General features: G+C 60.0%; 18 protein-coding genes and 1 pseudogene. 12 read left to right on the forward strand and 7 right to left on the reverse strand.

Translation table 11 applies throughout. The features are described 5' to 3' along the window. Position 1: 1 nt before the first annotated feature. Positions 2-1,846 (forward strand): 4-alpha-glucanotransferase, encoded by a 1,845-nt coding sequence (gene malQ / locus WBQ77_RS00120; RefSeq protein WP_424058372.1) that lies wholly within the window; start codon positions 2-4, stop codon positions 1,844-1,846. Between the two features lie 7 nt (positions 1,847-1,853). On the opposite strand, the gene WBQ77_RS00125 is transcribed toward malQ, so the two are convergent. From WBQ77_RS00125 to WBQ77_RS00135, 3 genes are all read right to left on the reverse strand, one after another. Continuing rightward, complete coding sequence (locus tag WBQ77_RS00125) at positions 1,854-2,192, reverse strand: P-II family nitrogen regulator (RefSeq protein ID WP_424045386.1); 339 nt, start codon at positions 2,190-2,192, stop codon at positions 1,854-1,856. 13 nt (positions 2,193-2,205) lie between these two features. Next, entirely contained in the window at positions 2,206-3,417 is a 1,212-nt protein-coding gene (locus WBQ77_RS00130; protein ID WP_424045387.1) for an ammonium transporter, read from the reverse strand. A gap of 376 nt (positions 3,418-3,793) precedes the next feature. Further along, complete coding sequence (locus tag WBQ77_RS00135; protein WP_424058374.1) at positions 3,794-4,297, reverse strand: SelT/SelW/SelH family protein; 504 nt, start codon at positions 4,295-4,297, stop codon at positions 3,794-3,796. A 43-nt stretch (positions 4,298-4,340) separates the two neighbouring features. Between WBQ77_RS00135 and WBQ77_RS00140 the strand changes: the two genes are divergently transcribed. The 5 genes from WBQ77_RS00140 (at position 4,341) to WBQ77_RS00160 (ending at position 11,085) form a co-directional block, all read left to right on the forward strand. Beyond that, positions 4,341-4,829, forward strand: a complete 489-nt coding sequence (locus WBQ77_RS00140; RefSeq protein ID WP_424045389.1) for a hypothetical protein — start codon at positions 4,341-4,343, stop codon at positions 4,827-4,829. A 117-nt stretch (positions 4,830-4,946) separates the two neighbouring features. Beyond that, positions 4,947-6,095 carry an ABC transporter permease gene (locus tag WBQ77_RS00145; protein WP_424045390.1) on the forward strand — a complete coding sequence of 383 codons (1,149 nt, stop codon included), beginning with the start codon at positions 4,947-4,949 and terminating at the stop codon, positions 6,093-6,095. 7 nt (positions 6,096-6,102) lie between these two features. Beyond that, on the forward strand, positions 6,103-6,882 hold the full coding sequence (locus WBQ77_RS00150) for an ABC transporter ATP-binding protein (protein WP_424044263.1): 780 nt from the start codon (positions 6,103-6,105) through the stop codon (positions 6,880-6,882). Between the two features lie 31 nt (positions 6,883-6,913). Next, a complete protein-coding gene (locus WBQ77_RS00155; protein WP_424044265.1) occupies positions 6,914-8,128 on the forward strand; it encodes an ABC-type transport auxiliary lipoprotein family protein in 1,215 nt (404 codons plus the stop codon). Between the two features lie 173 nt (positions 8,129-8,301). Further along, a complete protein-coding gene (locus tag WBQ77_RS00160) occupies positions 8,302-11,085 on the forward strand; it encodes an HAD-IC family P-type ATPase (protein WP_424044267.1) in 2,784 nt (927 codons plus the stop codon). A 65-nt stretch (positions 11,086-11,150) separates the two neighbouring features. Here WBQ77_RS00160 and WBQ77_RS00165 read toward each other — a convergent pair whose 3' ends face one another. The 4 genes from WBQ77_RS00165 to WBQ77_RS00180 all read right to left on the reverse strand — a co-directional run bounded on the left by WBQ77_RS00165 (position 11,151) and on the right by WBQ77_RS00180 (position 17,373). Further along, positions 11,151-12,176 (reverse strand): class I fructose-bisphosphate aldolase, encoded by a 1,026-nt coding sequence (locus tag WBQ77_RS00165; RefSeq protein ID WP_424044269.1) that lies wholly within the window; start codon positions 12,174-12,176, stop codon positions 11,151-11,153. A 355-nt stretch (positions 12,177-12,531) separates the two neighbouring features. Next, complete coding sequence (ppsA, locus tag WBQ77_RS00170) at positions 12,532-14,925, reverse strand: phosphoenolpyruvate synthase (RefSeq protein ID WP_424058375.1); 2,394 nt, start codon at positions 14,923-14,925, stop codon at positions 12,532-12,534. 256 nt (positions 14,926-15,181) lie between these two features. Next, the gene (locus tag WBQ77_RS00175) at positions 15,182-15,943 is read right to left on the reverse strand and encodes a slipin family protein (protein ID WP_424044273.1); all 762 of its coding nucleotides are present in this window, start codon (positions 15,941-15,943) and stop codon (positions 15,182-15,184) included. An 11-nt stretch (positions 15,944-15,954) separates the two neighbouring features. Then, positions 15,955-17,373: an NfeD family protein gene (locus WBQ77_RS00180; protein ID WP_424058376.1), complete on the reverse strand. Its 1,419-nt coding sequence runs from the start codon at positions 17,371-17,373 to the stop codon at positions 15,955-15,957. Between the two features lie 384 nt (positions 17,374-17,757). On the opposite strand from WBQ77_RS00180, the gene WBQ77_RS00185 reads away from it, so the two are divergent. From WBQ77_RS00185 to WBQ77_RS00210, 6 genes and pseudogenes are all read left to right on the forward strand, one after another. After that, a complete protein-coding gene (locus tag WBQ77_RS00185) occupies positions 17,758-18,282 on the forward strand; it encodes an Hsp20/alpha crystallin family protein (protein ID WP_424058378.1) in 525 nt (174 codons plus the stop codon). Positions 18,283-18,491: 209 nt separating this feature from the next. Continuing rightward, the gene (locus tag WBQ77_RS00190; RefSeq protein WP_424042540.1) at positions 18,492-18,692 is read left to right on the forward strand and encodes a dodecin family protein; all 201 of its coding nucleotides are present in this window, start codon (positions 18,492-18,494) and stop codon (positions 18,690-18,692) included. 517 nt (positions 18,693-19,209) lie between these two features. Continuing rightward, positions 19,210-19,677: a DUF2267 domain-containing protein gene (locus WBQ77_RS00195; protein ID WP_424058380.1), complete on the forward strand. Its 468-nt coding sequence runs from the start codon at positions 19,210-19,212 to the stop codon at positions 19,675-19,677. Between the two features lie 327 nt (positions 19,678-20,004). After that, the gene (locus WBQ77_RS00200; RefSeq protein ID WP_424058381.1) at positions 20,005-20,748 is read left to right on the forward strand and encodes an N-formylglutamate amidohydrolase; all 744 of its coding nucleotides are present in this window, start codon (positions 20,005-20,007) and stop codon (positions 20,746-20,748) included. Beyond that, entirely contained in the window at positions 20,736-22,649 is a 1,914-nt protein-coding gene (locus tag WBQ77_RS00205) for a flavohemoglobin expression-modulating QEGLA motif protein (RefSeq protein WP_424058383.1), read from the forward strand. Before WBQ77_RS00200 ends, WBQ77_RS00205 begins: the two co-directional genes overlap by 13 nt. After that, positions 22,646-22,996 (forward strand): annotated as a pseudogene (locus tag WBQ77_RS00210) (glutathione synthase); the annotation flags it as partial. The gene WBQ77_RS00205 and the pseudogene WBQ77_RS00210, both read left to right, overlap by 4 nt.

Raw genomic sequence — 22,996 nt, forward strand, 5'->3', positions numbered from 1 at the left:
GATGACGGACCGGATCGAGAAACTGGCGAAGCGATTCGGTATTGCCGAGGGCTATACCAGAGAACAGGGCGACTGGGTTGAGACGCCGGACGCAACCAAGGCCAAGGTCCTCGAGGCGATGGGCGTGCCGGTCGATGGCGACGGGAAACTGCCGAAGTCTGCGCGCATGGAGGACATCGCCGGACTATCGGCTTCCGCGTTCTGGCCGCCATTCCTGGTCGAGCACCGTGCCTGGGGTTTCGCCGTGCAAGCCTATGCGCTGCGCTCGGCCCGCAATTGGGGTATTGGCGACTTCGAGGATCTGGCGCGTCTCGCCGAATACGCCACAACGCTCGGCGCCGATTTCATTGGTGTCAGCCCGCTGCATGCTCTGTTTCTGGCCGAACCGGCGCGCATCAGCCCGTACAGTCCATCGTCGCGCAGCTTTCTCAATCCGCTTTTGATCGCGCCAGACCAGGTGCCGGGCTTTGCCGAACTTGAGAAGCCAGCGCTTGCCGCCCAATGCGAGTCTCTACGAGAGACGGACCTGATAGACTATCCCGGCGTCGCCGCCGCCAAGATCCCGGTCCTCGAGGAACTGTTCGCACATTTCCTGAAGGCGGGGGGTGCCGAAGCCAAGGACCTTTTCGAACATTATTGCTACGAGCGGGGCAAGGCTCTGGAGATCCACGCCCTCTACGAAACGTTGTCCGAGCACATGGTCGCGCAGGGGCGCAATGCGGCCTGGACGACCTGGCCCGAGGCCTATCACGATCCGGCCAACATCGAGGTGCGCGACTTCGCCCGCGCCGCGAAGACGCGTATCGCTTTCCACGCCTGGCTCCAATGGACGGCCGAGACGCAGCTGGAGGATGCTCAGGCCCGGGCACGCGCGGCCGGCATGCGCATCGGCCTTTATCTCGATCTCGCTGTCGGCATCTCGCCCGACGGATCGGCATGTTGGCAGGACGGCCCGGAGATTGCGCGGTCCGCCCGCATCGGTTGCCCGCCCGACCTGTTCAGCGCGCAAGGACAGGATTGGGGCCTCGTGCCCTTTTCTCCCGTGGGACTCGCCGAAGCACGCTTGGAACCTTTCAAAGCGGTTCTGCGCGCAAACATGCGGCACGCCGGCGCGCTACGCGTCGATCACGCCATGGGCATGCAGCGGCTCTACTGGATTCCCGAAGGCAACACCGCCGTCGATGGCGCCTATGTCGCCTATCCCTTCCGTGAACTTTTGGAAGGCATCGCCGCCGAATCCTGGATTTCCCAGACCGTCGTCATCGGCGAGGACTTGGGCACCGTCCCGCCGGGCTTTACAGACACGATGGTCCGCGCGGGCCTGTTGAGCTACCAGGTGTTCTACTTCAGCGAGGAAGGCGGCGTCTGGCGGGCGCCCCATGCCTATCGTCGCGAGGCGATGGTCTGCGCGTCCACCCATGACCTGCCCACACTTCGCGGATGGTGGGTTTGCAGCGATATCGACTGGCGGGTCAAATGCGCCCGCTCCACCGAAGGCGAAGCCGCGCTTCAACGGCACGACCGCGAGCAGGATCGCAAGCGCCTCTTAGACGCCCTGATGGGCGCGCAAGCGCTCCCGCCCCACCCCGCCTATGCCGAGGCGGCCGAGATGCCTGATGATGTCATCGTGGCCATCCACCGGTTTTTGGCCGCGACCCCGTGCCGCCTCCTCGCGGTGCAACTGGACGACGCGCTGGGCACCGTCGAACAGGCCAACCTTCCCGGCACTGTCGACGAACACCCCAATTGGCGCCGCAAGATCGCGATTCCGATCGAGACCTTGAACGAACAGCCCTTGCTGCGCGCGGTTGCTGACGCCGTGGCCGCCGAGCGGCCAAAGGCGTGACCATCCACTAAAGCGCGTCGGCGCCCATTTCGCCCGTCCGCACGCGCATGGCGCCTTCGAGCGGGAGCACGAAGACCTTGCCGTCGCCGATCCGGCCCGTCAGAGCGCCCTCGCGGATCGCCGCAACCACAGAGTCGACGATGGGTTCGTCAACGGCCAGTTCGAGCTTCACCTTGGGCACGTATTGCATCGTGTACTCGGCGCCGCGGTAGATTTCGGTCTGCCCCTTCTGCCGGCCGAAGCCGCGCACCTCGCTGACCGTCAACCCCTGCACGCCGATGCCTGAAAGAGCATCGCGCACGGCGTCGAGCCGGTTCGGCTGAATCACTGCGATAATGTATTTCATGTGTAGTCCCCGCTCACATGTTGTAGCCGCGTTCGCCATGAACGTTGAGGTCGAGGCCCTGCTCCTCCACCTCGGCGCTGACGCGCAATCCGAGAAGCGCCTGGACGACCTTGATGATCAAGAAGCTCACGACAACAGACCAAATCAAGACCGCGACAATGCCGGTCAGCTGAACGATCGCCTGGCTCCCCATGGTTTGCCCCTCGGCGAGCCCGACGCCGCCGAGCGCCGCCGCGGCGAATACCGCGGTGAGCGTGATCCCGAGCGCCCCTCCGATGCCGTGCACGGCAAGCACGTCGAGGGAGTCGTCGATGCCGAAGCGGTGTTTCACCACGATCACCATGAGATAGCAGACCGCACCGCCGACCAATCCGATGACCAGCGCGCCACCGGGCCCGACATAGCCTGAAGCCGGGGTAATGGACGCGAGCCCCGCGATGGCGCCCGTCACCGCGCCGATCAAGCTGGGCTTACCGAACTTCACCGACTCGATAACGATCCAGACAAGCGTTGCCGTTGCTGCTGAGATATGCGTGACAAGCATGGCCATGCCGGCGTCGGCGCCGGCTGACAACGCACTGCCTGCGTTAAAGCCGAACCAGCCCACCCACAACATGCAAGCCCCGGTCATTGTCATCCATGGCGCGTGCGGCGGACGGACGTCGCGGGGGAACCCCATACGCGGACCCAGCACGATTGCGAGCAGCAAGGCGGAGACGCCCGCCGTCAGGTGGACCACCAGGCCGCCGGCGAAGTCCATCACGCCTCGCTCGGCGAGCCAGCCGCCGCCCCAGACCCAATGCGCCACTGGCACATAAACAAGAAACAGCCACAGCGAGCAGAACAGCACGACCGCGCCGAAGCGCATGCGCTCGACAAAGGCGCCGACCATCAGCGCTGGCGTGATGATCGCAAAAGTCATCTGAAACATGAAGAAAACCGACTCGGGGATCGATCCCGAGACTGCGTCCCGTGGCACCCCGAGCAGCAGCACCTTCTTGAGGTCGCCGATCCAGGGACCGTCGCCTGAGAAGGTCAGGCTGTAGCCTGCGATCAGCCACAGCACCGACATCAGACAGGCGATGGTGAAACACTGCATTAACACAGAGAGCACGTTCTCGGCGCGCACCAGGCCGCCGTAGAACAGCGCAAGTCCCGGCAAAGTCATGAAAAGAACCAATGCGGTGGCTGTAATCAGCCACGCGGTATCGCCCGCGTCGATCATGCGTCCCTCCCCCGTTCAGCCTGCCTAAAAACAGGTTGTTGCCAAAGTCTCTAGCACACGGGGCGCTGGGTCCCTACACGCTCGCAGGCACAAAACGGGGGATTTCCCCACAGCACAGCATCTGCTGGGGGGCATTGCGAGGGCCCAAAACCAGTCCGTACCGTGATGAACCGGACTTTCGCCAAGGCGTTTGAAGGCCGGGAACCTATGGCGACGTTTCCCACCGGCGCCCCCACTTCACAAACTCGTGACCTAGCCCAGCCTCAATGTGGTCTAGGCGGCGTTCGCGTGTAATAGACCCGCGCCGCGGACCTGGGAGCCACGCAATCCTTTGGAACGCCTATGACTTTTAGGACGTCTCGGACCTGTGAAACGCTTATGACTTGCGGTCGGCGTGGCCGAGACCGTGGGCCGGGGCAATCCGATCACGTACGATCTGTTTGAGTTCGGTGATCTCGGGAAACCGGCCCTGCTCGCTCCGGGACCAGACCAGCGTCCCGTCGATGCGCACCTCGAAGACCCCGCCGGTGTCATCGGGGATCAGCGTGAGCGAGCCCGCCTCCTCTGCGAAAGTGGAGAGAAATTCCTGCCCCATCCATGCGGCCCGAAGCATCCAATTGCAGAGCCGACAATAGGTTATGGCGATATTTGGACTAGGCGGGACCATTCTAAAGGCTCCAAGGTGATGCCAACTGCTGCAGGAGACTGTAGACTGGGCAACGCGACCGATCCCAGCCTCATTCATATTGAACCATGCTGGCGATCGGCTCACCGTGATAGTGTCTTCGGAGGCGATGTCACTTGCGCGCAACGTCACTGTTTCATGAAACCCGTTTCGGTCAACAATGGGCTTGCGCCAAACATCACTTGGTAACACCATCCTGACTTGCTTCAGACGTCAAAACTGCGGGGACATTGACTCCATGATACCTCTGATTCGCAAAGCTGCCCGCGTTCTGCTCGCCACTGCGCTTGCGGGCGTGTTCATGTCCACCCCTTCACAGTTAGCCTCGGCCAGCGCGGTCGACGGACTGCTCGGTTCTTGGCGCGGCAGCGGCACAGCCAAATATACCTCTGGTTCGGAGCGCCTCAGCTGCAACGCCTACTTTAGGGGCGGGGGCTCTAGTCTCGGGCTCTCCGTTATCTGCAACTCACCGACCTCCAAGGTTCACATCCGAAGCAACCTTCGCGTGAGCGGTAGTAAGGTTTCTGGCAGTTGGGAGGAGCGCACCTTCAATGCCGCCGGGCGCGCCTCCGGCTCCGTCACTCCAGGCCGGCTCAGCATTCGGATTTCCGGCACGGTCAACGGAAGCATGACGATCAACTACACGAAATCCCGGCAGAGCGTTTCGATCTCCATGACGGGCACATCGCTGCGGGGCGTTTCCATGGCGCTGAACCGCAGCGGCTGATTCGCCAACCTCGCCTTCCACATTTCCCTATAATGTACTGAGCGCGGAGGCTCTTCTCGTGGGCCTCTCGGGCGGCAGGTTGGGCGGCGCGAACCGGGGATCGAGGAGCAGACGGCAATGGGCGAAGCGTTACTGACCCAAAAACTGGTGGGCGACCGGCTGGAGCTGATCGCTGGCGGGTCTTGGACCGCCCCATACGCGGGCGAGCTTGAGACCGAGATCAATCGGCTTGCCGGTGGAACCTCCGGCGCGAAGCCAGTCAAGACCAACGACGTTTCCATCGATATGGGCGGCGTGCGCGAACTCGATACGTTCGGCGCCTGGCTCCTCGAGCGCCTGACCCGCCAATGGACCGGCGCCGGCCGCGATGCGGTCGTCGTGGGCTTGCCCCAGCACGGCGCCGATCTCGTCGAGGAAATGCATACGGTCAACCGCGAGCCGCCGCCGCGGACCAGGCGCATGAATCCCATCGTGTCGTTCTTCGCCGCGATCGGGCGCGGGACAACGGGCTTTGCCGGTAGCTTCCATACGTTCGCGCAGATGCTTGGCGCAACGGGCGTCGCCCTGGGCCGCGTGCTATTCCGTCCCAGCGAATACCGGCTCACTTCGACCGTTCACCAGTTTGATCGGGTCGCATTACAGGCCGTCCCCATTATCGCGCTGATCACCTTTTTGATCGGCGCCATTGTTGCCCAGCAGGGCATCTTCCACTTCCGGAAATTCGGCGCCGAGCTCTACGCCGTCGATCTTGTAGGCATTCTCGTATTGCGCGAGATCGGTGTGCTGATCGTTGCCATCATGGTAGCGGGACGCTCGGGCAGCTCCTACACCGCCGAACTCGGCTCAATGAAGATGCGCGAGGAAATCGACGCGCTGCGCACGATGGGCTTCGATCCCATCGAGGTACTTGTCCTGCCGCGCATCATCGTTCTCGTCATCGCGCTCCCCGCCCTGACATTCTTAGGGTCAATGGCCGCGCTCTATGGCGGGGGGATCGTTGCCTGGCTCTATGGCGGCATGAGCCCCGACATCTATATCGCGCGGCTGACGGATGCGATCTCGCTCACTCATTTTCAGGTCGGCATGATCAAAGCGCCATTCATGGGGCTGGTGATCGGCCTCGTGGCCTGCGCCGAAGGCTTGCGCGTGAAGGGAAGCGCCGAATCCCTCGGCATCCAGACGACCAAATCTGTGGTGGAATCGATCTTCATGGTAATCGTGCTGGACGGCCTGTTCGCGATCTTCTTTGCCTCGATTGGAATGTGATCCACACATGAGCGAGACAACGCCGGTCATTAAGGTCCGCGACCTCGTCGTGGGGTTCGGCACGCAGATCGTTCTCGACCACCTCGACATGGACGTGCGGCCCGCGGAGATTCTTGGCGTGGTCGGCGCCTCGGGCGCCGGCAAATCGGTCCTGTTGCGCACCATCATCGGACTCATCCCGCGGCGTGAGGGCTCGATCGATGTGCTGGGAAAGGATCTCGACAACGTGGACGAGAGCGAGCGGCGCGCTTTGGAGCGCCGCTGGGGCGTGCTGTTCCAGCAAGGCGCCCTTTTTTCCTCTCTCACGGTGAAGCAGAATATTCAGTTCCCCATGCGCGAGAACCTCGAGATCTCCCAGCGTCTCATGGACGAAATGGCCTACGCCAAGCTTGAGATGGTCGGCCTTTCGCCCCGGGACGGCGAGAAATACCCGTCGGAACTGTCGGGCGGCATGACCAAGCGCGCGGCGCTCGCGCGTGCCCTCGCCCTCGACCCGGAGATCGTATTCCTCGACGAGCCCACATCGGGCCTGGACCCGATCTCGGCCGGTGACTTCGACGAGCTGATCCGCACGCTCCAACAGACCTTGGCGATCACCGTGTTTATGGTGACGCATGATCTTGAGAGCCTCTACACCGCATGCGACCGGATCGCAGTTCTCGCCGACGGCAAACTCGCCGCGGAGGGCCCGATTGCTACCATGCTGGAATCCGAGCACCCCTGGGTGAAGACATATTTCCAAGGGAAGCGTGGCAGCAGCCTCGCGGACCGTGAGCTGACACAATAAACGCGTGACCGAACGAGAAGGACGCTGATCGATGGAAACCCGTGCCCGTTACGCCTTGATCGGATTTTTCATCCTCGCCGTCTTCGGCGCGGGCTTCGGCTTTGTCTACTGGCTGGAGAGCAAAGGCGGCTTCGGCGAACGCGAGACCTATCGCATTCAGTTCGAAAGCTCTGTGCCGGGACTCTATGTGGGATCGGCGGTCCTCTTCAACGGCATCCGCGTGGGCGAGGTGACCAGCGTCAGCCTCAATCCCGCCCAACCCCAGCAAGTTCTGGCGACGATCTCGGTGATGAAAGACACGCCTATCCGCGAGGATACATTCGTAAATGTGGAGCAGCAGGGCTTGACCGGTGGTGTCGCCGTGACTCTGACAGGCGGCAAATCCAACGCGCCGCTGGCAGCGGAGACTGGCGTTGCAACGCTGGTCGCGCCGGCCAATGTGGGTCGCGATTGGACGCAAAGCGCTCGCGACGCATTTCAGCAGGTCGAACAAATCCTGGATGAGAACCAAACGTCGTTCAAAGAGTCGATCGAGAACATTGAGGCGTTCACTGACGCGCTCGCCCGGAACTCGGACAAGGTCGACGGCATCCTCGCAGGCATCGAGCGCATGACGGGGGGCGGCAAGGCTGCCGGCCTCCTCTACTCGCTCAAGCCAGCCAAAGACCTACCACCCGCGCCGAAGACGCCGCCGAGCTGGAAGCTCACCGTTCCCGAGCCAACGACGCTCTTGGCGCTCAACACGGATAAGATCATGACCCGGCCCGCGCCCGGGGAGAGTCTTGCATTGGAGGGGCCGCGCTGGAACGACAGCCTGCCCATATTGGTGCAGGCCAAACTGGTCGAGACCTTCGAGAACGCGGGCTACTCAAACGACATCACCCGCACTTTGGGCGACTTTCCGGACAGCGACCAACTCACTATCGATATACGGCGCTTTGATATCTCCACGAGCGGCGATCCGGAAGCCACAGTTGTTGTTCTGGCGAAGTTGCAGGGGCCCGACGGAAGCATTATTGAGTCCAAGAAGTTCGAGGCGACGGCGACGGCAAAGGGGGCAGAACCGCGCGACTATGTCGAGGCACTGCGCGGCGCCTTCGAGGTCGTGGCGCACGACATTCTCGAATGGACCACGAAGACACTCGCTGCAGCACCGGTACCGGCCGACGACGCTGCTTCTGTAGATCCGCCCGCCGACTTCGAAGACATGGCCATGCCACCGGAGCCGGACGTAACCGCGCAGTAGAAGGAAAATGGAGCCGAGGACCGTGCGTTGCATGATTTGAGTCAACGCGGCCGCGACACGGTAAGGTTGACTAAGCAAAGCGCGGCGGGCGAGCCGTGCCGCGCCCCTTTGTACGACCTTAGGCGTGAATTGCCCTTTGACGAGATCGGGCTCCGGAAAAGCTGGCAGGACCATTGGCACGACCGCCCGCAAAACGCGATGATCCGCCGCCGCCCGCTGCGCGCCTGCCGTTTGCGCAGGCTCCTGCCGACGTCCTGGCCGCGCAACATGTCGACCTCCAGCGTGGGCTGAGCGCTGGCGAAGCGATTGCACGGCGGGAGCGCTACGGCCCGAACCGTCTCCCGGATGTGCAGCAACGCAGCGCCCTCATGCGCTTTCTGTTGCAGTTCCATAACCTTCTGATCTACGTGCTTCTTGCCGCCGCCCTGCTCGCCGCCGTAATCGGCAATCTTGTCGACGCGGCGGTCATCGTCGCGGTCGTCGTCCTCAACGCGATCATCGGCTTTATCCAGGAGGGGCGGGCGGAACGCGCCCTCGAAGCCATTCGCGGCATGATCGATTCTCATGCGGCGGTCGTTCGCGATGGGGGGCGCCTGGACGTGGCGGCCGAGGACATTGTGCCGGGCGATCTCGTCCTGCTGGAACCCGGAACCCGCGTCCCGGCGGATCTGCGGCTGGTGCGGGCGCGCAATCTCCGCGTCGACGAGGCCGCGCTGACGGGCGAGTCGCTTCCCGTCGACAAGAGCATCGACCCGGTCCCGCCCAAAGCTGCGCTCGCAGACCGAACGTCTATGGCGTTTTCCGGCACGTTTATAGCCAACGGCACGGCGACCGGGGTTGCTGTCGCCACCGGACCGCAAAGCGAACTTGGCCGCATCAGCGCCCTCGTTGGCACGGTCGAAAAGCTCACCACACCGCTCCTACGGCAGATGGACCAGTTCGCGCGCCTCCTCACCGTACTCATCCTGGTCGTCTGCGCGGCCGTCTTCGCGTTCGCGGTTTATGTGCGCGACTACCCCTGGCCGGACGCATTTATGGTCGTGATCGGCCTTGCCGTCTCGGCGATCCCCGAGGGCCTGCCCGCGGTAATGACCATCGCGCTGGCTATCGGGGTTCAGCGCATGGCCGTCCTGAACGCCATTATTCGCAGGCTACCGGCCGTGGAAACGCTGGGGTCGGTCTCGGTGATCTGCTCGGACAAGACGGGCACGCTCACGCGCAACGAGATGACAGTGCGCAGTGCGCTGACCGCCGACGGCATATTCGGCGTGTCGGGTGTGGGTTACCAGCCGCAAGGCGGCTTCACCGTCAACGGCGCGCCCGTCGATCCCGCCGTGTGCGGCGTGCTCATGGAGGCGGCACGCGCGGCCATCCTGTGTAACGACGCCGAACTGCGCCTTAGCGGCGGCGAGTGGACCGTCAATGGCGACCCGATGGAAGGGGCGCTGATCTGTTTCGGCATGAAGACCGGCCTCGATCCGGCGCTCCTCCGCAAGCAATTGCCGCGGACCGATGAGATTCCGTTCGATACGGAGCATCGCTTCATGGCGACGCTGCATCACGGCCACGAAGACGGGGCCAGCGTCGCCTTCATCAAGGGCGCACCGGAGCAGATCCTGGACATGTGCGACCGGGAGCTTGGCCCGGGACAGGATGCGCCACTGGACACTGAACACTGGCACGCCCAGACCGAAGCGATCGCACGTCAGGGCCAACGCATGCTGGCCCTGGCGATGAAACGCCTCCCCAAAGGGCAGCAGGACTTGACCGTGTCGGACATCGCGAGCGGCGCGACCTTCATCGGGCTGGTTGGCTTCATCGACCCGCCTCGCGAGGAAGTTCTCCCGGCAATCCGGGAATGCCGCACGGCCGGCATCGGCGTGAAGATGATCACCGGCGACCACGCCGCCACGGCGACCGCCATTGCACGCGAGCTCGCCCTTGCGCCCGAGCCAAGGACGCTGACGGGAATCGAACTCGACGACATCGACGACGCCGACCTCCCGGATGTCGTTCGCACGACAACGGTTTTCGCGCGCACAACCCCCTCGCACAAGCTGCGCCTCGTGAAAGCCTTGCAACAGGAGCAGGCCGTGACCGCCATGACCGGCGACGGCGTCAACGACGCCCCTGCGCTAAAGCGGGCCGATGTGGGCGTGGCCATGGGCCGGAAGGGCACGGATGCCGCCAAGGAGGCGGCGGAAATCGTGCTCGCAGACGACAATTTTGCCTCGATCGTCGCGGCGGTGCGCGAAGGCCGCACGGTCTATGACAATCTCCGCAAAGTCATCGCCTGGACGCTCCCCACCAATGGCGGTGAAGGAGCCGCCCTGATCGGCGCCATCGCCTTCAACCTCACCCTGCCGATGACCGCGATCCAGATTCTGTGGATCAATATGGTCACCGTGGTGGCGCTCGGCCTCACCCTCGCCTTCGAGCCTACGGAGCGGGGCACCATGACCCGCCCGCCCCGCAAAGCGACAGACTCCCTGCTCTCAGGCACGCTTCTGTGGCGAACGCTGTTCGTCTCCTTCCTGTTTGTCCTGGGCGCCTTCGGCATCTTCTTCTATGCGATGGAGCGCGGCCTGAGTGTCGACATGGCGCGCACGATGGTCGTCAATACAATCGTGGTGATGGAGATCGCCTATCTGTTCAGCGTGCGCTTCATCCATGGCGCTTCGCTCACCTGGCGCGGCCTCTTGGGGACCCCGGCGGTGCTGGCCGGTGTCACGGTCACCGTGCTCGCGCAGCTCGCCTTCACCTACCTGCCGCTTCTGCAGAAGGTGTTCGCGACCGAACCCGTCGGGCCGCTCGACGGGCTGCTGATCGTCGGGATCGGCTTGGCGCTGCTGGCCCTCGTGGAGCTGGAAAAGGTCATTTTCGCGTTCTTTGGCGGACGCGGTGGCGCGAGGCATAGCGCGCGCGCGCCCGTCGCGCAGGACGGAGGTTGCGCCTGATACGAAAAAGGACGGGAGCCAAGCCCCCGCCCTTGTTATCTCTGACGTGTCTTTCTGCGCCGAACCTATGCGGCTTTCTTCTCGATGTCGGCGCTCCACTCGCCAAGGGTCGCAAGGCCATTCATCTCGGCGCGGTGAGAGAACGCGGCCTGTGCTGCCGGCACGTTCTCCGTCTTACCCGACCAGGCGACCTGCGGGGCATGCTGCAGCGCGCGGCCGTAGGAGAAGGTGAGATGCCAGGGGAAGCCGCCAATGCGGTTCATGGCGTCCAGGCGCGCAGTCGCCTCCACATCGTCCTGCCCGCCCGACAGGAAGGCGATGCCCGGCACCGCGGAGGGCACGCAGTCCTTCAACACACGGATGGTCCTCTCGGCGATTTCTGCGTCGGAAACCTGCGTTGCGCACTTCTTTCCCGGCAGCGTCATGTTGGGCTTGAGCACCATGCCTTCGAGCTGCACCTTCGCGTAGTAAAGCTCCATGAACACGGTCTTCAGCGTCCACATGGTGACCGCCTCGCAGCGTTCAATTGTGTGGTCGCCATCCATCAGGACTTCCGGCTCGACGATCGGTACGAGCTGCTGCTCCTGGCACAGCGCGGCATAGCGAGCCAGCGCGTGGGCGTTGGAATTGATCGCATCTTGGCTCGGAATACCGTTTCCGATATCCATCACGGCGCGCCATTTGCAAAACTTGGCGCCAAGCTCGCGGTACCCGATCAGACGGTCGCGCAAACCGTCGAGGCCTTCGGTGATGGTCTCGCCGGGGCAGAAAGCCAGAGGCTTTGCACCCGCATCGACCTTGATACCGGGAATGGCGCCGGCCGCGTCGATGACCTTGACCAGCGGCGTCCCATCGGCGGCCTTTTGCCGGATGGTCTCATCGAACAGGATGACGCCTGAAATCCGATCCTTCATCGTCGGCTCGGTCCGAAAGAGGAATTCGCGATAGTCGCGCCGATTTTCTTCCGTCGATTGAACGCCGATCGCGTCGAAGCGTTTCTTGATCGTCCCGCTCGACTCATCCGCTGCAAGAATTCCCTTGCCCGGCTGGGTCATGGCAGTGGCGACTTTGTGTAAGGCCGCGAGGTCCATCCGTCTCTTCCTCCCAAAATCTACTTCATCGCTATCAAGCGCTCTTATAGGCTAGGACGGCCGCGCTTTGCAGCCCGTAACTCGCCACCCCGGCGATTGATAGGCACGCCCCCTTAGCAGGCTTCTGGCAACCTCGCCATCTCGCGCGCCATTGCCGCCTCAAGGTCTCCCAATCAGCCCTCAGCGGCACCCCCACTTAAGCCCAGGTTCAGCGCTAGATCGCCCCGGTGTGGAACAAGGAGCTCGTTGGAATCATGCGATATTTCGCCTTGGCAGGCTTGATCTTGCTGTCGATACCGGCCCATGCGGCCAGCACCATACGCCTGCGGCGGCGTTCATAATCAGTCAGAAACGACTATCTTCCCGTCGTTTTCTGCGATAGAGCAGCCTCCGCAAGCGCGATCTGCGCTTTAACGCGCAAGAAGCTATCGGGCGTTACGGAGATCGAGTCGATGCCGTGCTCGACGAGAAATCGCGCGAATTCGGGGTGGTCGCTCGGGGCTTGACCGCAGATCCCGGTGTGGCTGCCAGTCTTTTTCGATGACGCCAAGAGCCGGGCTATGGTGTCTTTGACCGCTGGATGGCGCTCATTGAACAGGCCACTCAATCGTTCGCTGTCCCGGTCGATACCGAGCACGAGCTGCGTCAGGTCGTTAGAGCCAATAGAGAAACCATCGAAGCGCTGCGCGAATGCCTCGGCGACCACGACGTTTGAGGGAATTTCCGCCATCACATAGACCCTGAGCCCAGAGCGCCCGCGTCTTAGTCCGTGCTTCCCCATCTCCTCGATGACGCGATCAGCCTCCTCGGGCGTGCGGCAGAACGGAATCATCATGATGATATTGGAAAGGCCGATCTCTTCGCGCGCACGGGCGATGGCACGGCATTCCAGTCCAAAGCCATCACGATACCCGGGATGATAGTAGCGACTCGCGCCCCGCCAGCCGATCATGGGGTTTTCCTCCTTGGGCTCGAAGGCGGCACCGCCGAGTAGCTTGGCGTACTCGTTCGTCTTGAAGTCGCTCATCCGGACTACAACCGGATCGGGGTAGTAGGCTGCGGCTATACGCGCGATCCCACGCGAAAGTTTGTCCACGAAGTATTCCGTCTTGGTGTCGTAGCCGGCCGTCAGGCGCTCGATCTCTGCGCGTGCTGCTTGGTCGGTGATATCATCGAAGCGGATCAAGGCCATGGGATGAACCTTGATGTGGTTCGAGATGATAAACTCCATACGTGCGAGGCCAACGCCATCGGCAGGTAAGCGCCACCAGCGAAACGCAGCTGAGGGGTTCGCGATGTTGAGCATCGCCCGAGTGCGCGTACTCGGGATTTTCGCGATGTCGATCTCGGTTACGTCGATGTCGGCGATGCCGTCATAGACTTGACCTTCATCACCTTCGGCGCAGGACACCGTGACGTCTTGGCCATCGGATAGCTTCTCGGTAGCGCCATTTGCGCCTACGATCGCGGGAAGGCCGAGTTCGCGGCTGACAATGGCGGCGTGGCTGGTTCGCCCACCATGATCAGTCACAATTGCAGAAGCGCGTTTCATGATTGGGACCCAGTCAGGATCGGTTATCTTTGTAACCAAGACCGCGCCCGGTTTGAATCGCTCGATCTCTTCGGGGCTATCGAGATGGCAGACCTTGCCAGTGCCGATCGCATCGCCAACGGCCAGCCCCGAAACAAGGCGATTCCCCTTTTCTTTCAGCTTGAAGGTCTTGAGCGCTCCGGCCTCACGTCGGGACTGCACGGTCTCGGGACGTGCTTGCACGATGTAAAAGCTGCCAGTCTCCCCGTCCTTGGCCCACTCCATATCCATGGGGCGCCCGTAGTGCTGCTCGATCAGCACGGCCCAACGAGCGAGCGTCAGCGCCTCCGCGTCCGTGAGCACGAAGCTACTGCGCTCGTCCTTGGTGGTGTCAGTAAGGACGGTCGCACCCTTTGCTCCATAGACCATCTTGCGGCGCTTGGCGCCGAGCGACTTCTCGATGATGGGCACGAGCGAAGGCTCGTCGAGCAAAGGTTTGAACACCTGGAGCTCGTCCGGGACGACCATGCCTTGCACCACCGTCTCGCCGAGGCCCCAGGCACCGGTTATGAGAACCGAACGGGGAAAGCCGGTTTCGGTATCGATAGAGAACATCACGCCGGAACACGCGAGATCGGAGCGCACCATGGTTTGCACCCCAACGGAGAGTGCGACACTCATGTGATCGAAGCCGTGGGTCTCGCGATACGCGATGGCCCGGTCAGTAAAAAGGGAAGCGAAGCACTTCTTGCACGCCTCGAACAGCGCTTGCTCGCCTTTGACATTGAGATAAGTCTCCAACTGGCCCGCGAAGCTAGCCTCGGGCAAGTCTTCGGCGGTGGCGCTGGACCGAACCGCTACCGAACTGGCGCCGTCCGCACTCATGTCGCGGTAGGCCTGGTAGATTGCATCCTTGAGGTCCGGCGGGAGTGGAGCTTCGAGAACGAGATCACGAATTGACCTGCCAACGTCGGCAAGGTTGCCAAGCTTTTTGTCGAGTATGGCGATAGCTTGCGCGATACGAGGCTGCAAGCTGTTGGATTCAATGAAATGCCAATAGGCGGCGGCAGTCGTCGCGAATCCCCTAGGCACGTTAATGCCCGCCTCTTCTAGCGTGCCGATCATCTCACCGAGCGAGGCGTTCTTGCCACCGACACACGCGACATCGCTGCCGCGAAGGACGGAGAGCGGAAGGACGAATTCGCGCCGATCGCTCATGTTACGACCTTTGGTCAAGAGTTCTCGCACCGGTCATCGTGACTCATCGCCCTAGTGAACAGAATTACCTTCTGGAATCGTGTTGCACGTTGATTCCTGTCAAGCATTCGCACCTCAACCCCGAAGAAGCCGCACAAACAACTAAACCGTCGGCCCCATGTCGGCGCATCGTTCGCTTGTGACACTTGGCGAACAGACGAGCATCGATGGCTGACGTTCCCGCCATTTTTAGAGGCAGACATTATGCCGGACTGCTTTATTTGTCCTCATCAAGGCCGGCGAGGAACTTTCCTGCTTCAACAGGAAAAGGGAACACAATTGTCGAGTTCTTTTCGCCGGCAATGACCCCAAGCGTGCCGAGATAGCGCAGTTGCATCGCTTCGGGGCATTTGGCAAGTATTTCTGCCGCGTCGAGTAGCTTCTGCGCCGCCTGGTACTCTCCCTCAGCATTGATAATTTTAGCGCGCCGTTCCCGTTCCGCTTCCGCTTGGCGAGCGATAGCACGAACCATGGTCTGGTCAATGTCGACGTGCTTAATCTCAACGTTAGCCACTTTGATGCCCCAGGCATCCGTCTGCGTGTCTAGAATCTCCTGGATGTCGTTATTGAGCTTGTCACGCTCCGAGAGCATCTCGTCGAGATCATGTTTGCCAAGAACCGAGCGCAGCGTCGTCTGCGCCAGCTGGCTTGTAGCCTGCAAAAAGTTCTCGACCTGGATAGTGGCGCGCTCTGGATCGATGACCCGAAAATAGATCACTGCATTGACTTGTACCGAGACATTATCACGGGAAATTACATCCTGAGTCGGGACATCGAGAACGCGCGTCCTTAAATCGACCCGCACCATTTGCTGAATGACTGGGATGATTATTATGAGCCCCGGCCCCTTCACGCCGGTGAACCGGCCTAGCGTGAAAATCACGCCGCGTTCATACTCGCGCAGGATCTTGATTGCCGCGCTGAGAAAGACCAGCACCAGAATGGCGATGACGGCGTAGAAGGACAGATCAATAAACATATCGGGATCCTTTAGCTTTTGCCCATGGCCGTTGGCTCAACCCTCAACACCAAGCCGTCAACGCCAGTCACACGTACCGGCTGACCCGTACTGAGAGGTGCTTCAGCGATGGCCTTCCAGCGTTCGCCGTGGGCGATGACATGGCCGCGATCGCCGTGCCAATCCGTGACCTCTCCGAGCGCGCCGCTCATCTGCTCAATGCCGGTCGCGACCCGTCGTCGATACGAGGAAATCGCGAGCCGCGTCACGGCGGCGGCTAAGACGAGGCTAGTCACTGCCATGGTGCCGATTAAGGCCCAGGAGACCTGATACTCTGGCACTTCTGTATCGATCACAATGGCGGCGCCGATCACGAAGGCTGCCGCCCCACCGATGCCAAGAGCACCGAATGATGGCGCGAAGGCCTCTGCCACCATTAGCCCGATGCCAAGCATTATGAGACCGATGCCCGCATAGTTTATTGGAAGTAGCGCAAGAGCGTAGAGGCCGAGAAGTAGGCAGATTGCTCCAACGATTCCTGGGATCAGCGCCCCCGGATTTATGAACTCAAAGATCAGCCCATAGACGCCGATAAGCATCAGTACCAGCGCCACGTTTGGATTGGTGATCGTGGATAGCAGACGCGTGCGCCAATCGGGTTCGATGTATTCAGTCGGCAGACCTTTCGTGTTCAAAGTCACTTCTTGCGTGTCGATTTTGACTCTGCGGCCATCTGTCTGTGCGAGAAGATTATCAATATTTGTGGCGACGATATCGACGACGCTGCTCTCAAGTGCATCGGTTGCCGACAGGCTCTCCGCTTGACGAACTGCCTTTTCAGCCCAGTCGGCATTGCGGCCTCTTAGCTCCGCAAGTGACCGAATATATGCGACCGCATCGTTGACCGCCTTTGCCTTCATGGGGTCAGATGTGCCCGCTGTGGAGTCTTGCTCTTTTTTGTCAACTCGCCTTTTTTCATCGCTGCCGTTCTTTGCATTATCCCCATCGCGATCGGCGAAAGGCAATCCACCGCCAATTGATACGGGCGTCGCAGCACCAAGGTTTGTTCCAGGTGTCATCGCTGCAATGTGACTTGCGTAGAGTATGTAGGTCCCAGCGCTCGCAGCTCGGGCCCCGCTTGGATGAACGTAAGCGACTACAGGAACTTTTGAGGAAAGGATGGCACGGTTGATGTCGCGCATTGAGGCGTCGAGACCGCCGGGTGTGTCAATTTCCAGGATGACTATAGGCGCTCTCCGCTGGGCAGCGGCTTCCAGACTGCGCGACACATAGTCAGCAGTGGCAGGGCCAATAGCACCGTCGATCTCTATAGAAACAGCAGCATTCCTGGTGACTTGGTCATCGGCTGCGTTGGCTCCCAATACAGCTAGGAGAACACTAAAGCCGAAGGCCAGAAAATACCTCGACGCTGATACTAGCATATTTTGCATAGGCCTAGCTCTGGGGCGCGGAACGAAAAGGGATTTCCAGCAATAGTACGCTGCCGGAGAGACCCAAGACCAAATCGAGTTTAGCGCGGCTTCACTATCAACTAGGAGGCAGGTTGCCTGCGCTTGGAACTTAGCCGATCCTAAACACGGGCCAAAAATGTTTCGTAAGGGCCAACGCCGCCCTGCCCCTCATTCGCGTTCCGGTCCCAGCTAATGGCCCGTAGCGATCATGTTGCTTGCTACGAGGTCGGCCTTGCGAGACAGACTGATTACCAAGTCTCTAAGCTACTCCAATCATAAGGCCTTGGACTTTGACGCAACTCAATGACAAATGGCGCGATGAGTATTTGTCTCCCCTACTCCAATTGTACACAGGAGCAACAGATGGCCGACAAATCATCAAAAGCTCCGGCAAAGCCGGAGGAAAGCCGTCATCACGTCAGTGCATGGGATCCGCTAGCGAGCCTAAGGCGTGAATTTGACCGACTATTCGATGATTTCAGTGCTGTTTCAGGACAGCGACCGGGCAGCGTCGTCAGTGCCGAACCCTTCTGGCGCGGCGAATTTGGCTTTGGACAGGCGCCCGCCGTCGACATCGTCGAGCACGACGAGAACTATCAAGTTACAGCTGAACTTCCTGGCATGGACGAGAAGGATATTGACGTAAAGTTCGCCGACGGCGTGCTTACCATCAAGGGCGAGAAGAGGGAGGAGTCCGAAGAGAAGCAGAAAGACTATTATCGTTCAGAGCGCCGCTTCGGTGCCTTTCAACGTTCGTTTCGCGTCCCCGATGGCGTCGAAGCCGATAAGATTGCCGCAAATGTCAAGGACGGCGTCCTAACGGTCCTTCTGCCCAAGTCGGACGACGCAAAGAAGCGCGAGAAGAAGATCCAGATCAAGAAAGGCTAAGGCCCAAGCTGGTGCCGAAGTAGAAGCCCCAGGAAATGGCATCTAGCGGACGTACCCTGTGTAAGCTTCCTGTCAGCTTCTGACCGAAAGCGGACTGTCTCAGCGAACCTTGTTGACCCTCATCAAGGCCAAATGCACAGCAAACTTGTATCAAGAGCCTTCCATGAAGAGAGCTCACTTAAAGCTCTGCGCCCCCAAAAGAGGTTGTTATGTCTATGCTCAAAGTTATTGAAGTCCTCGCCGAGTCCGATAAGAGCTGGGAGGATGCCGCGGAGTCCGCCGTCAGTACAGCTCAGGAGAGCGTACGCAACGTGCGTTCGATTTACATCAAGAACTTTGAAGCATCCGTCGAGAACGGCAAAATCAGCAAATACCGTATCAACGCCAAGATTTCGTTCGTGCTGGATTGAGCACGTCCGCGGCTCAGCGCACATCCTGTCAGTAGAGCAGCTCCATGCGATAGCCTGGGCTGCCCTAGCAGTCGTTACCCATCACTAGACCTTTTGCGCCACTCACATACATCACCGTGAACGTGGACATCACTTTCCGGATATGGCGCTAAGATCGCACGAAGGTGCCAGAATCTGAGCCTTTTTTGGCTTGAAAAACACGCCACGTCCTGAGCTTTTGATCCAAAGCAATTTCGATCACGCGCTGATTTCGTAAAGTCTCATTGTCAGAATTGTTGATCGATCTCTCGTTGGCTCGACAGTACGGTGTGCTCATCTCAATGACTTTCCACAAACGCATTCTGGAGTGGCAGGCTGATCATCCCAAAATCACTTGGATCGGTTGGGGCGTTGTTTGGGCGATCGTACTTGCACTTCTCTTGTGGGCTCGACCTTTGCAGTAGTCGGAGTTGACGACGAGAGGCGGTTCGGATGCGCCGAACCTGGAGATTACTTATAGCAGCAAGGGAGGACACTGATGAGCACTGGCCTCGATATCTTTGACAGAACCGTTCAAGAATCCAATCTCTGGCTCAAGGCTGTAATGGATCGGCTTGAGACCGCAGACCGCCATCGCGCTTATGTTTCCTTGCGCGCTGTTCTGCATGCTCTTCGTGACCGCATTGGTCCAGAGAGCGCGGCGCATCTCGGCGCGCAGCTTCCCATGCTGTTGCGCGGGCTCTACTATGAAGGCTGGGACCCGACGAACAAGCCGACCAAAGAGCGCCACCAAGAAGCATTTCTTGCGCGTATCGCGCAGGAATTGCCCCGGGCCACAGAGAGCGAAGTGGAACAAGGCGCTCTGGCGGTCCTCGATGTGTTGTCAAAACATGTCGACCGCGGCGCGGCCGTGAAGATCGCTACGATGTTTCCTCACGATTTGCGAAAGTTTTGGCCAAGCTTCATTCAAACCGCAGCTAAGAACCGCCAAGAGGGTGCAGCTTAGCGTCGGCTTCCGATTTCGAACAGATTTTGACCGAGCGCCAGCCACTCAAGGAAGCTCCCTACACTTACAGCGCTGCACTCGAGGGCCTCTACAGGGTCTAATTCGAGCAAAGACATCTTAGGGCGGACACGCCTTCTTTTGCTCTGAGCATTGGGAAGAAAGGTTGGAAGTTATACGCATCGAGAAACTCGGACCTAGTTGTCGTAAATGAGCAATTCTAGAGCTGAAACACCCAAGCACAATGCTCGGGGCGATATCTCTTATGCCGATGCCGAGATAGTCCATCCAGGTGAGCTGTGGAAGATTGAGACCGGCTCTGGTCCCTTCGTGGGTCTTGCCGTCCATGCTGGCCATGAGATGCGATGCGACCTACGATCGGCGCTCGCGATCGACGACCAAACTCGCTTGCGAGAAGAGGATCCGTATACTGAAAAAATTGCCGCGCTCTGTGGTACGCATATCCTAACTTTTCGGTCACGCTTTGAGGTCGATCTGAACCGCGACGCCAATGAAGCCATCTGCGTGCAGCCCGAAGATTGCTGGAACCTGCGCGTTTGGAAAGAGAATGACGGGCTAACCCAGACGATGTACCGCCGCTCGCTGGTGGAGCATGCGGCGTTCTATGAGATGCTACTTCCGCTTTTGAGAGAAATTGAGAAGCGAGAAGGCCGCTTTCTCGTCCTCGATTGCCATAGCTATAATCACCGACGCGCCGGTCCGGACCAACCACCGGCTGATCCAGAGCGCAACCCAGAAATTAATGTCGGCACCGGCAGCATGGAACGCGCTCATTGGGCGCCGCTCGTGGATCGATTTATGGGAAGCTTGCAAGAGGCGGATTATCTCGGGCGGCATCTCGACGTTCGCGAGAACGTGAACTTTCGTGGACGTTATCTCGCGCGTTTCATCCATACGCATTTTCCTCGTAGCGGCTGCTGCCTCGCTATTGAGGTAAAGAAGATTTTCATGGACGAATGGACCGGCACTTTGAACGTGGCGGCTTTCGACGCCCTGCTTAGAGCGTTTCAGGGGGCGCTTGACTGCATCGAGGAGGTTCCGTGGACCCGCTGAATATCGACTCGGATGTGCTCCTAGCAACTGACGAAATTGAGCAAATGGTCTTGACGCTTAAAACCGGTGAGCTTCTGCGTAAGAAGCTTCCTGGCGGCGGACGTATCCATATAGATCGTCCGCAACCTTTTCTTTGTGTTTATCGGCGTCCCGAAACCAGACCAGATAAGGGCACTGAGCAGCTCTTGTTGGGGCAAGCATCCTATATTTTGAGCAGCGGATCGGAGGAGTATCGACCTCTTCTGAAAGCGCTCATCACCAGGCTGTTAGATGTGATTGTGGAAGCTTATGGCGCCGCTCTTGTGCTCGAGCTTTGGTCTGCGCCAGACGAATTGCCCGTCACACCAGACGAAGCCCCTGCTCCCGCGCGGTTCGGCATAGTTGCAGCACGTCATGGTGTGCCGGAAGCAACAATCGAGTCTCTTGAACACTCTCTAATAGCGACAACACGCGATAGGGCACCCGAGATCAGGATTAATTATTCCTCGGGTGCAACATCTCCTGGGCTGCCACCATTACTTTCGCCCGAGGAGGAAAAGCAGCAGAACGCTTATTTGGTCGGCCTGGAAGTTCCTCCGATCTACCGCGATCCGGAAACCGAAAAGGTCATCCCTATCGAGCTGAGACGTTTCACGGGGCGGCTCGGGCGGGCTCTCAGACAGGCTTTCTTCACCTTTGTCCATGCTCGGGCGCGCTATAGGCCCGCGCACTACGAGGAGCTGGGACAAAGGGCCATGACCCGAGCCGTGTCCGTCGCCGATAAGGGTCTTGCCGAAGTTGGTGACTCGTTTGACCTGCTCCTTCACGCGACGCCGGTCAACACCGACGCTGCATATCAGCAATTTGTAGACGCCGGCTGCCAGGCCATTCCTGAGTTTCTTTATCGCCCACAGACGATCGATCCAGGAGCACTTAAACTTGCGCTCTACAAAGTTCCGATCGAGCGTATCGAAGACCCTGCGCTGTATCATCTATTTGCTGCCCAGCGCGACGAGTTTGATCGTATGATCACTATGATCGCCGACCGAGGCACACCACACTTCCTGCTTGAAAGTCAGCAGGTTTTCGGTCGTCCGGACGAGCGACTTCTTGCTTTAGCTCATCGGCTGCTCAAGACCCTACAACCCGAAGCGCATGGCAATGGCGGTCGGATGGTTAGTGCCAAGTGCTTTGCTGGACTGGCCGAACGCGAACTCGCACACTATCGCCAGGACTGGCCCGAGCTTCCAGCGCGCGTTGAGCTCCGAAGTGACGTTCCCGGTTTGATGGTCTCGCGCGGCCATTTCCTTGTCGGCAATTCTGCAGAGGTGTCCGAGACTCGTGTCAGTGCAACACTCCACCATGAAATCGGAACACATATCCTCACCTACTATAACGGCCTGCAGCAACCGCTCTCCCAATTTCATACGGGAATGCCGGGTTATGAGCAGACGCAAGAGGGTATCGCCATTGTTTCAGAGTATCTTTCAGGCGGACTGACAAAACAGCGAATGCGTCTCCTAGCCGGACGCGTCATAGCCGTCGACAGTGTCGTCGAGGGTGCAGACTTTCTCGAAACTTTCCGACTACTTCAAGTCGCCCACGGGTTCGGCAGGCGAGCAGCTTTCATCATCGCGATGCGGGTGCACCGCGGTGGTGGACTGACCAAAGATGCAGTCTATCTGCGCGGCCTACTTGGTATTCTCGATCATCTGGCCAAGGGCCACAGCTTCGATGATCTGATGCTCGGAAAGGTCGCCCTTGACCATATCGAGATTGTCGCGGAATTGCGCTGGCGAGGTGTTATCTCGCCGGGCCCGCTTAAGCCGCGCTATCTGGAAGACCCCGAAGCACTCAAGCGCTTAACGGCGTTGCGCGAAGGGGTGGACTTACTGGCACTCATCGATCGAGGTTCGCTATGAGGCTCGCCTTCGTCATCAACGACCTTGCAACCGAATTGACCGACTACACCACAACACATCTTGCACTCGCAGCCCATCGCAGGGGCCACGAGGTCTGGTATGTCGAGGTCGGACGGTTGGCATTGGCTCCAGACGGCCAGGTGCATGCTGATGCGCGCCTTCTTGCCTCCCAGCGATTTGCATCCGCAAGCGATCTGATGGCGTCATTGAGGTCCGTTGACAGGGCCTGTCTCGACTTAACGGTCGATAAACTTGACGCTCTGTTTCTGCGCAACGATCCTGCAGCTGACGCGTTAAGTCGTCCTTGGGCGCAGCTCGCTGGCGTAAACTTCGGGCGCCTTGCCGAA

The sequence above is a fragment of the Methyloceanibacter sp. genome (genome assembly GCF_049590335.1).
Taxonomy (GTDB): Bacteria; Pseudomonadota; Alphaproteobacteria; order Rhizobiales; family Methyloligellaceae; genus Methyloceanibacter.